The 10,185-nt window shown below is 59.5% G+C and carries 12 protein-coding genes; 7 read left to right on the top strand and 5 right to left on the bottom strand.

All coding sequences use genetic code 11. The features are described 5' to 3' along the window. The 4 genes from ABYM29_RS12985 to ABYM29_RS12970 form a co-directional block, all read right to left on the bottom strand. On the bottom strand, positions 1–497 hold a 497-nt coding region (locus ABYM29_RS12985), incomplete at its 3' end, for a deoxyribodipyrimidine photo-lyase (protein WP_372865198.1). Further along, a complete protein-coding gene (locus tag ABYM29_RS12980) occupies positions 494–1,453 on the bottom strand; it encodes a YbgA family protein (protein WP_372865197.1) in 960 nt (319 codons plus the stop codon). The genes ABYM29_RS12980 and ABYM29_RS12985, both read right to left, overlap by 4 nt. Before the next feature lie 81 nt (positions 1,454–1,534). Next, the gene (locus ABYM29_RS12975) at positions 1,535–1,885 is read right to left on the bottom strand and encodes a cytochrome c5 family protein (RefSeq protein ID WP_372865196.1); all 351 of its coding nucleotides are present in this window, start codon (positions 1,883–1,885) and stop codon (positions 1,535–1,537) included. Next, positions 1,875–2,399: a MarR family winged helix-turn-helix transcriptional regulator gene (locus tag ABYM29_RS12970; RefSeq protein ID WP_372865195.1), complete on the bottom strand. Its 525-nt coding sequence runs from the start codon at positions 2,397–2,399 to the stop codon at positions 1,875–1,877. Before ABYM29_RS12970 ends, ABYM29_RS12975 begins: the two co-directional genes overlap by 11 nt. A 234-nt stretch (positions 2,400–2,633) precedes the next feature. Between ABYM29_RS12970 and ectA the strand changes: the two genes are divergently transcribed. From ectA to ABYM29_RS12935, 7 genes are all read left to right on the top strand, one after another. After that, on the top strand, positions 2,634–3,170 hold the full coding sequence (ectA, locus tag ABYM29_RS12965; RefSeq protein ID WP_372865194.1) for a diaminobutyrate acetyltransferase: 537 nt from the start codon (positions 2,634–2,636) through the stop codon (positions 3,168–3,170). Between the two features lie 36 nt (positions 3,171–3,206). Next, positions 3,207–4,478, top strand: coding sequence for a diaminobutyrate--2-oxoglutarate transaminase (ectB, locus tag ABYM29_RS12960; protein ID WP_372865193.1), 1,272 nt, complete (start codon positions 3,207–3,209; stop codon positions 4,476–4,478). 96 nt (positions 4,479–4,574) lie between these two features. After that, positions 4,575–4,958: an ectoine synthase gene (locus tag ABYM29_RS12955; RefSeq protein ID WP_372865192.1), complete on the top strand. Its 384-nt coding sequence runs from the start codon at positions 4,575–4,577 to the stop codon at positions 4,956–4,958. 57 nt (positions 4,959–5,015) lie between these two features. After that, the gene (locus ABYM29_RS12950; protein WP_372865191.1) at positions 5,016–6,455 is read left to right on the top strand and encodes an aspartate kinase; all 1,440 of its coding nucleotides are present in this window, start codon (positions 5,016–5,018) and stop codon (positions 6,453–6,455) included. Then, the gene (locus ABYM29_RS12945) at positions 6,443–7,345 is read left to right on the top strand and encodes a tetratricopeptide repeat protein (RefSeq protein WP_372865190.1); all 903 of its coding nucleotides are present in this window, start codon (positions 6,443–6,445) and stop codon (positions 7,343–7,345) included. Before ABYM29_RS12950 ends, ABYM29_RS12945 begins: the two co-directional genes overlap by 13 nt. 43 nt (positions 7,346–7,388) lie before the next feature. Beyond that, a complete protein-coding gene (locus tag ABYM29_RS12940) occupies positions 7,389–8,816 on the top strand; it encodes a sodium/proline symporter (protein ID WP_372865189.1) in 1,428 nt (475 codons plus the stop codon). Between the two features lie 97 nt (positions 8,817–8,913). After that, positions 8,914–9,327 (top strand): hypothetical protein, encoded by a 414-nt coding sequence (locus tag ABYM29_RS12935; RefSeq protein WP_372865188.1) that lies wholly within the window; start codon positions 8,914–8,916, stop codon positions 9,325–9,327. Here the strand turns inward: ABYM29_RS12935 and ABYM29_RS12930 are convergent. Then, on the bottom strand, positions 9,324–10,106 hold the full coding sequence (locus ABYM29_RS12930; RefSeq protein WP_372865187.1) for a TSUP family transporter: 783 nt from the start codon (positions 10,104–10,106) through the stop codon (positions 9,324–9,326). The two genes, ABYM29_RS12935 and ABYM29_RS12930, sit on opposite strands and share 4 nt — an antisense overlap. Positions 10,107–10,185 lie beyond the last annotated feature (79 nt).

Raw genomic sequence — 10,185 nt, 5'->3', positions numbered from 1 at the left:
GGCAGGCACTGTGGAAAATGCTCGCGCAGACGGCGGCGGACGCGGCGCGAGTAGGGGGTGAATACCTTGTAGGGGCTGCCGTCGTCTTTGGCCCCGAGTGTCGGGTGAACGAGGCAGTCATCCAGCAGGGTCAGCGGAATGTCGAGGGCCGCCCGGCAGGCCTGGTCGCGATGGATCTCGTCGAGCAGTAGTTCCTCGTGGGCGTACACCGCGCGAATGCGCTGCTGTCGGCAGTATTGCGCGAGCGCGGCGGGCACGTTGTGGAAGTGGCCGGCGTCGAGGATGTCAAAGGGGATGCCCAGTGCGGCAAGCTGCTCGGCCAGTGCATCGAGTGCCCGGCGCAGGAAATGGCGGCGGATCGGCGCGATGCCGTGGCTGTCGAGTTGCTGTGGGCAGAGGATATACAGCGCGCGGCAATCGCCGTCTGCGGCCGCCGCGCTCAGCGCTGGGTGGTCTAGGCTGCGCAGGTCATTGCGAAACCAGGCCAGTGCGCTCACAGGCCAACCCGCAGCTTGAGGTCGCGGGGATAGGGTTCGAAGTAGTACTGGTCGAGCAAATAGTTCACCTGATATTTCTTCAGAAACATCGCCAGCATTTCCAGCGGCACCAGCAGCGGCAGCAGGCCGTTGGAATAGTCTTCGATCACCTTGCTGAGCTGGGCGCGGTCATCGGCTTCGAGGTGGTCTTTAAAAAAGCCCTGAATATGCATCAGGGTATTGCGGTGATTGCGAATGGTGGCGGGCTTTTTTAGTGCGGCCATAAAGGTGGCGATATAGCGCTCGGCATTGGCGCTCAGATTGTCTTTGTTGGTGTCGGCGACGAGTGGGCCCAGCTCGCGGTACAGCGGCTGATTGTGCGCCAGCAGCAAAAATTTGTGGCGGCGATGGAATTCCTGCAGACCATTCACGCTCAGTCCGCCGGCCTGCAGCGCCTGCCAGCGGGCGTAAGCCACCACCCGCAACACGAAGTTCTCGCGCAGCGGCAGGTCGTTGAGGCGGCCGTTCTCTTCGACGGGTAGCAGCGGCAGTGCGGCCATCAGCTTGCGGGCATAAATGCCCACGCCGACTTTACCCAAGCCCTGGCCGCTGTCAGAGACCACTGGTACCCGCTCCATACCGCAGCTGGGCGACTTGGCGCAAAAGATGTAGCCGCTGATATGGCCCAACTGGCCGGCCATGTCGCTGGCGAAGACTTGCATGGGGGCGGTCACGTCCAGGTCGGGGCCCTCCTTGCTGCCTTGCAGGCGCGGGTTTTCCGGGTCGCCGACCAGGCGAATCGTCGGCCGCGGCACGCCCATGCCAATGGCCTGTTCCGGGCAGACCTTAATAAAGTCAAAGTGGCGGCTGAGTTCGTCACTGGCGAAGGGCAGTCGCTTGTGGCCGCCGTCGTAGCGCACCTCGTCGCCCATCAGGCAGGCGCTAATGCCGATGTGGATTGCTTGGGCTGGCTTCATGCTGACTTCCTCTGCAGTGGGACAAGTGGCTCTTTCACTACGCCTGCGCGCGCGGTGGCGATCACCAAGGGCAGAGTCAGCTTAGTTGCTTGGTGTGTTCTGCGGCAAGTCGGCCATAAATTCGATCAGCGCGCGGTAGTCGTCGCGGCTGCAATTGAGGCACATGCCGCGGGGCGGCATCGCGCGATAGCCGTTGATAGTGTGGTCCAGCAAGGTGTCCATACCCTTGGCTAGGCGTGCCTGCCACTGCTGTCGGTCGCCGCTGCGGGGGGCGCCATTGGCGCCGCGGCTGTGACAGCTGTAGCAGCTTTGCAAGTACAGTGATTGCAGCGCGCTTGAGCTGGGCATCGGCGCAGCGCTGTTGGTGGGCCGCGAGCAGGCGCTGCAGAGCAGCAGTGTCAGGGCGATGAGCTGCCAGGGTTTACTTGTCATTAAAACCAAAACTCGGTGGTTGCTCGTTTTCACTCTGGCGGTCGATCGCGCCGATGTCGAGCAACGGCGCGGCGTCAATATGCTGGGCGTCCATCATCTGCGCAACGCGTTGCAGGGAGCTGATAATCTGCATTTGCTCCCAGTCCTGCAGGTCGCGGAACTGGCGCTTAAAGTATTCCTGCAGCGGCGTCGGTGCATTGCGGATGATTTCGGCGCCCTGCTCGGTCAGGCAGGCGAACACCTTGCGCTTGTCCTGGTTGGAGCGTTCGCGCACCACCAGTTGCCGTTTTTCCAGGCGGTCGATAATGCTGGTGACCGTGGCCTGGCTGAGGCTCACCTGCTTGGCGACATCGGAAATGATGGCGTCGCCGTGGTCGCGCAGGGTTTGCAGAATTAGCATCTGGGGCGCGGTGAGCCCCGAGGTTTTCATCAGGTGCTTAGAGTGCAGGTCGACGGCGCGGGTAACGCGACGCAGGGCGATTAGTACTTCTTCTATGTAGGCGTCGTCTTTCATGGTGGTGTGATTCCCTTGGAGAGCCCTATTTTAGTGCCCTGCCGCCGAAAATGCATCGCCTTGATGCATTGTTGGCTAAGTTGTTGGTTGAAAAATATGCAGTGCTGACGCTATAATACATCGTGTACTAACTAATTATTCAGGAGAGTGCGTTCATAAATTAGCAACTCAGGCGGAATCTAGCGGATTTCTCCTGTTTGGATGCAGCTAATTTACAATGAACACAAATTAATTGTGTTGAAATCAAATAAAGCGACGTCAGCGGACGCTTTCGAGCTCGTTTTTCGGCAGCCCACGGCGGAAGACGGCTACCCCCTCAACCAGCTAGTGGCAAATAGCCCACCCCTCGACCCCAACTCGGTGTACTGCAATCTGCTGCAGTGCAGTCATTTTGCCGAGACCTCAGTCGCCGTAGAAGAAGACGGTGTGCTGGTCGGTTTTATCTCTGCCTATATTCCCCCGGCCAAGCCCGACACGGTATTTGTCTGGCAGGTGGTGGTTGACAAGAGTCAGCGCGGGCGCGGTTTGGCAAAGAAGATGATGCAGGAAATTGTGCGTCGGCCGGCCTGTGCCGAGGTGCGGTATCTGGAGACCACGATCACCCCGGATAACGAAGCTTCCTGGGCGCTGTTTCGCAGTTTTGCGCGAGACATGGCTACGGAGTTGAACCACAAGATTTGGTTTGAGCGCGACGCGCACTTCAACGGTAAACACGACAGCGAGGCCCTGCTTCGCATCGGACCCTTCCCTCGACCCCCTTTAGATAAATAACGGTCGACAAAGTAAAGGACGCTAAGAGGACATATTATGACTATTTTTGACCAGCTAGAATCAGAAGTGCAGTGTTATGCGCGTTCATTCCCGGTGACCTTCAACAAGGCCCAGGGCGAGCACCTGTACGATACCGACGGCAACAAATACCTGGATTTTCTCGCCGGCGCCGGCACCTTGAACTACGGCCACAACAATCCTGTTTTGAAGCAGGCGCTGGTCGATTACATTATGCGCGATGGCATTACCCACGGCCTGGATATGCACACCGACGCCAAGGCCGATTTCCTGGAAGCCTTTAACGAGCATATTCTCAAGCCCCGGGATATGGAGTACACCTTTCAGTTTACCGGTCCCACCGGTACTAACGCCGTTGAAGCGGCGCTGAAACTGGCGCGCAAGGTCAAGGGGCGCAGCTCGATCATCTCCTTTACCAACGGTTTTCACGGCGTGACTCTGGGCAGTGTTGCGGCCACCGGCAACCGCCACCACCGCGGTGGTGCCGGCGTGGCGCTGAGCGATGTCACGCGCATGCCCTTTTGTGGCTACTACGGCCGCGATGCCGACAGCTTGAAGATGATGGATAAGCTGCTCAGCGACCCGTCGTCCGGCGTCGACCTGCCGGCGGCGATGATTGTTGAGTGCGTGCAGGGCGAGGGTGGCTTGAATGTCGCCAATGCCGATTGGCTGCGTGGCCTGGAAAAGCTCTGCCGCAAGCACGATATTTTGTTGATTGTTGACGATATCCAGGCGGGTTGTGGCCGCACCGGCAGCTTCTTCAGCTTTGAGGCCAGTGGCATCAAGCCCGATATTGTCACCATGTCCAAGTCGCTGAGCGGCTACGGCCTGCCCTTTGCCATCGTGCTGCTGCGCCCCGAGCTGGATGTCTGGGAACCCGGTGAGCACAACGGCACCTTCCGTGGCAATAACCACGCCTTTGTCACGGCGGCAGCGGCGATTCGCCACTTCTGGAAAGACGAGAGCTTCGCCAACGAAATTATGGAAAAGTCGGCGATTGTTCGCGACCGTTTCCAGAAGATTTCCGACCGCTACGGGGTGACCAAGGCGGCGGTAAAAGGCCGCGGCATGATGCAGGGCATTGCCCTGACCGACGGCGACACCGCCGACGCGGTAGCGCGCGCCTGTTTTGAGCGCGGCCTGGTGATTGAGACCTGCGGTAATCGCGGTCATATCGTCAAGTGTTTCTGCCCGCTGACCATCGACAAAGACGAGTTGATTCGCGGCATGGACATCGTCGCCGAGGCGGTGTCGGAAGTGTTGCTGAAAGACGTTAAAAAAGCGTCTTAACCCCCTCGTAAGATTGGGCCCGTTCGCGGCCCGGTATTGGCGCCCGCCCCTCGATGGCGGGTTCGCCAAGGGACTAACAAATTTGGAATTTAAGTAATGATCGTAAGAACATTGGCAGAGTGTGAAAATTCAGAACGTAAAGTCGACGGCGGCAACTGGCAGAGTGTGCGCATGCTGCTTAAAGACGACAATATGGGCTTCTCTTTCCATATCACCACCATTCTTGCCGGCACCGAAACGCCCATCCACTACCAGAATCATCTGGAGTCGGTGTACTGCATGGCGGGCAATGGCGAAATTGAGACACTGGCCGACGGCAAAATCTACAAAATTGAACCGGGCACGCTGTATATCCTCGACAAGCACGACAAGCATTTGCTGCGCGGCGGCAGTGAGGATATGAAGATGGCCTGCGTATTTAACCCGCCCCTCAGTGGCAAGGAAGTTCACGATGAAAATGGCGTGTACCCCATCGACTGAGACTTGAAAAGCGCGCTGCAAGGCAGTCCTTTTTTGAATCACCGAATGGAGAAAATCATGTCACACAGTGTAGAAAAAATTGGCGGCACCTCGATGAGCGATTACGCCGCGGTGCGCGACAATATTATTTTGGCGGGTGCCGACGGCGACCATCTCTACGGTCGCATTTTTGTGGTGTCGGCCTACGGCGGAGTGACCGACTTGCTGCTGGAAAACAAGCGCAACGGCAACCCTGGCGTTTACGGGCTGTTTGCCGATGAAGAGGGCAGCGAGGCGCTGTGGCGCGACGCACTGCGCAATGTTGCCACCGCGCTGCATAAGATTAACGAAGAGCTGTTCGACGACGCCGAGCAGCTCAATGAAGCCAACGCCTTTATCGACGGCCGCCTGTTTGAGGCCGAGCGCTGCATGGATAACCTGCACCGCCTCTGCCAGCACGGCCACTTTGGTTTGGAAGATCACCTGTTAACCGTGCGTGAAATGCTCGCCAGTATCGGCGAGGTGCACAGTGCCTGGAATACCGCCAAGTTGCTCAAGCGCGACGGCATCAATGCGCGCTTTGTCGACCTGTCGGGCTGGCGCATGGAGTCGGCGATTCCGCTGGACGCCCATATTGCCCGCGAACTCGACAAGATCGACGTGCAGCAGGAACTGCCGATTGTGACCGGCTACGCCTATTGCAGCGAGGGCCTGATGGCCACCTTCGATCGCGGCTACAGTGAAATGACCTTCAGCCGTCTGGCGGTGATGAGCCGAGCTGCCGAGGCAGTGATCCACAAGGAATATCACCTGAGCAGCGCCGACCCGCGCCTGGTGGGTGCCGATAAGGTGGTGCCGATTGGTCGCACCAACTACGACGTCGCTGACCAGCTGGCCAACCTCGGCATGGAGGCCATTCACCCCCGCGCTGCCAAGGGCCTGCGCCAGGACAATATTCCGCTGCGGGTGAAAAATACCTTCGAGCCCGAGCACAATGGCACGCTGATCGATGGCGACTACCGCAGCGAGCGCCCCTGTGTCGAAATCATTGCCGGTCGCAAGCAGGTCTACGCCCTGGAGGTCTTCGACCAGGATATGGTCGGCTCGCTGTGGCAGTACGAGCAAAAGATTCTCAGCGCCATTTCCCGCTTTAAGGCCACGGTGATCACCAAGGACATCAATGCCAACACCATTACCCACTACTTGGGCACCAGCCTGAAGACGGTAAAGCGTATTGTGAAGGCGGTGAACGAAGAGTTCGAGACCGCCGAAGTGAGCACCCGCAAGGTCGCCGTGGTGTCGGCCATCGGCAGCGATATGAAGGTGCCGGGTATGTTGGCAAAAACCGTATCGGCGCTGGCCTCGGCCGACATCAGCATCTTGGCCATGCACCAGTCGATGCGTCAGGTAGATATGCAGTTTGTGATCAATGAAGACGATTACGAAGCGGCCGTGGCGAACTTGCACCGCTGTCTGGTGGAAGTACACGATCACGGAGAGGCCATATGCGTGGCCTGAGCCGCTGTTTGATCTGGGTCGCCCTGCTGTTGCCGGTGGCGGCCTTTGCTGAGGCTGAGTCGGCTGCACCGCCGCTCAGCGACGAGCAGATGGATGAGCATATCGATACGCTGCAGCAGCCGCTCTATTCGCCGTTTATCGAGCGCTATATTCTCGATGAGGTGCGCTCGCTGCGCGTGGATATGGAGCGCAAGCACCGCGAATTGACCCAGGAAGTGGTCGACCGCGAACTGGGCGCCGCCGACAAGGCGGTGTCCTATGCCACCAATACCGTGACCTACTTCTTCTACCTGATCGCCGGTGTCAGTTCGGTGTTGGTGTTGATCGGCTGGAACTCGCTGCGCGATATTCGCGACAAGGTGCACAGCGTTGCCAACGAGCAGGTTGCCGAGCTGGTACAGGAATACGAAAAGCGGCTGCGGGTGATCGAGAAGCAGTTGAAGCAGGAAACTGCGCACATCGAATCCAACCGTGAAGAGATCACCCTCACCCAGGAAATACACTCGCTGTGGCTGCGCGCCAGTCAGGAGAGCAGCCCGGCGGGCAAAATTGGTATTTACGACCAGATTCTCGCCATTCGCCCCAACGACATCGAGGCCATCACTTATAAAGCGGATGCCGCCCTGGATCAGGGCGAGCCGCAGTGGGCGGTGAATCTCTGCCAGCAGGCGCTGAGCCTCGACGAGACCAATGGCCATGCCTTTTACCAGTTGGCCTGTGCGCTGTCGGCGATGGGCAATTTAGACGACGCCGCCCGCTACTTTGCCAGGGCGGTGAATCAAACCGAAGTGTACCGCGACGAGCTGGAGCGCGACCCGGCGCTAGAGGCGCTGCGCAGTCACCAGCTGGTGTACGACTTGCTGGAGCCGGTGGTCAACGAGACTAGCTAAGGCCTGCCTTACATGGGCAGTAGCGAATAATAAAAGGAATCCTATGCTGACCGCCTGGAGTTTTATCGCCTTTCTCGGCTTGTTTGTACTGATCGGCCTGTCGTCGCTGTTGTATAACAGCCACAACAGCCGCGATTACTATCTCGCCAGCAACAGCGTTAAACCCTGGCTGGTGGGTTTGTCGGCGGTGGCTACCAACAATAGCGGCTATATGTTTATCGGCGTGATCGGCTACACCTACACGGTCGGCCTGTCGGCGTTCTGGGTGATGGTCGGCTGGATTTCCGGTGACTTTATCGCCTCGCAAATCGTTCACCGCCAGTTGCGGGCAAAAACTGAAAAAACCGGTGAAGTCAGCTATATCGGCGTATTGTCCAGCTGGCTCGGCGGCGCTCAGCCGGTCTACCAGCGACTGGCTGCGCTGGTCTGCCTGCTGCTGTTGATCGCCTATGCGGCGGCGCAGCTGTTGGCGGGCAGCAAGGCCCTGCACGTGTTGTTCGACTGGCCGCTGTGGGCGGGCGCCGCCTGCGGGGCCGGGCTGGTGCTGATCTACTGTCTGGCCGGCGGCATTCGCGCCTCGATCTGGACCGATGCCGCACAGTCGCTGGTGATGATCTCGGCGATGGGCATACTGCTGTGGGTGGCGGTGGCCGGTCTCGGCGGTGCCTCGGCCACCGTGCAGCAGCTGCGCGAGGTGCCCGACTTTATGAACTGGTTTCCCGACGACCTGGCCTTTCCCGGTGTCGCCGGTGCCCTGCTGTTTGCCCTGGGCTGGCTGTTTGCCGGCCTGTCGGTGGTGGGCCAGCCGCACATCATGGTGCGCTTTATGACGCTCAGCGACGGCGCGCAGATGAACCGCGCGCGGCTGTGGTACTACCTGTGGTTTAGCGCGTTTTATCTGATGGCGACGCTGGTCGGCCTGTTGTCGCGGCTGTATTTGCCGGAAATCGGCAGTTTTGACGCCGAGCTGGCCCTGCCGACCATGGCCCAGCAGCTGCTGCCGCCGGTGTTAGTGGGGCTCATCCTCGCGGGGATCTTTGCCGCCACCCTGTCTACCGCCGATTCGCTGATTCTCAGTTCCTCGGCCGCCCTCACCCACGACCTGTTGCCGCACAATATTGAAAAGCCCTGGCTGCTAAAGCTGTCCACCCTGCTGGTCACCGCCGTCGCCCTGGCCTGGGCGCTGCTCAGCGCCCAGAGCGTGTTCGCCATGGTGCTGATGGCGTGGTCGGGGCTGGCCAGCGTCTTTGTGCCACTGTTGCTGGTGTTGATTTTTGGCGGCAGGCCCAGCCAGACAACGGCCATTGCCATGGGCGTGGCCGGTCTGTTAACGGCATTGCTGTGGCGCTATTTCGGCCTGCACGGCATGGTCTACGAGGGCTTGCCGGGCATTTTCGCCGGGGTGGCGGTGTATCTTCTGGCGCGCGGTCTGCCCGCCTTCCGGGCGGCGCGCAGGGTGTCGTCGCCGTAATCTCGCTCCGCTGCCCTCCTCACCTAGATGGCGGAGTTCTGTCGGCAAAAATTGCTCTATGGTTATCGTACTTAAGTGACCGGCGAGGGTGGGCGTGATGAGTGACAGCAATAGCGCATGGCAGTTGGCGAATGACTACGTGCAGCGGGTCGATCAGCGCCAGTTTTCCGCGATGAGCGATATCCTGTGGCCGGAGTTTCAACAGCGCGGGCCGGGCTTTGCCAGTGCCTCGGCGGCGGAGTTTATCGCCGGTTTAGAGCTGCTGCGGCGCTACGACCGCACCTTTCACCAGCTCGGCTCCCAGTTTGGCCGCTGGCGGGCGGATCGCTATGAGGGGGAAAGCTACTGCGTGGCCAGCCACTTTTATGGCGATGACAGCGGTGAGCGGCGCATGGATATGGGCATTCGCTACCTGGATGTAATCGAGCGCCGCGGCGGCCTGGCCAAATACCTCAGCCGCGACATCGTGTTGGTGTGGAGTGAAGACCGCCCCTACCAGCCGGTCTTTTAAGCGCTGGCGGATACCGCGGTATACAGGCCCAGAATACTGATCAGCAGCAGAATCGCCCCCACCACCCGGAAAAACACCGGCGTTTCGGCGCGCAGCAGGCGGTCGTGAGCGCGCAGGCCAATGACGTGGCCGATGGCCGCGCAGGGCAGCAGCCACAGGTGGTGGATTAGCTGCAGGTCGACGCCGGCCCAGATAAACGCCGCCATCTTGATCGTCACCAGAATAAACCACAGGGCAAACAGGGTGTCGCGCAGTTGGTGCTTGGCCACATGCTGGGCGACGACGGCAATGATCAGTGGCGCGCCAATCAGCGAGGTGCCACTGATATAGCCCCCGGCCATTAAGAACAGCGTATCGACCGCGCGGTTGTTGCTGCGAAATGGCTTGTTGAGGAGGTAGCCGAGGGCATAGACCGCGACGATGCTGAAAATAATCGCGCTCAATATGTCGTTGGGCAGGGTGATCAAGCCCAGTACGCCGACGAGTTTGGGCACGATCATAATGGCGAGAATTTTCCACAGATAGCGCCAGTCCACGGTGCTGGCTTGGCCGCTGTCGCCACCCAGGCGGCGGCGGTTATTGACGGCGATAGTCAGTGAGGAAAACACCAGCAGGTGTACTGAAATCAGCGGCAGGAAGACCAGCGGCTGATTGTGCACCAACAGCAGAAAGGGCAGCGACAGCACCGCGCCGCCAAAGCCCAGTCCCGAGCGCACAAAGCCACTCCAGACAAAAATCAGCGCGATGAGCACATATTGGTAGAGGGCGAGTTCGTTCATGGTAAGTGCTGTGTTTGGCGGCCTGCAGTTGGGCAATTTTCGCCGCAGCGGCTAGGCTGAGTAAGGGCTGGCGACAAAT

Origin of the sequence: Spongiibacter sp., assembly GCF_041602295.1 — a bacterium.
Classification (GTDB): domain Bacteria; phylum Pseudomonadota; class Gammaproteobacteria; order Pseudomonadales; family Spongiibacteraceae; genus Spongiibacter.
The sequence above is the reverse complement of the archived record's forward strand: the minus strand, read 5'-3'. Positions and strand labels throughout refer to the sequence as shown.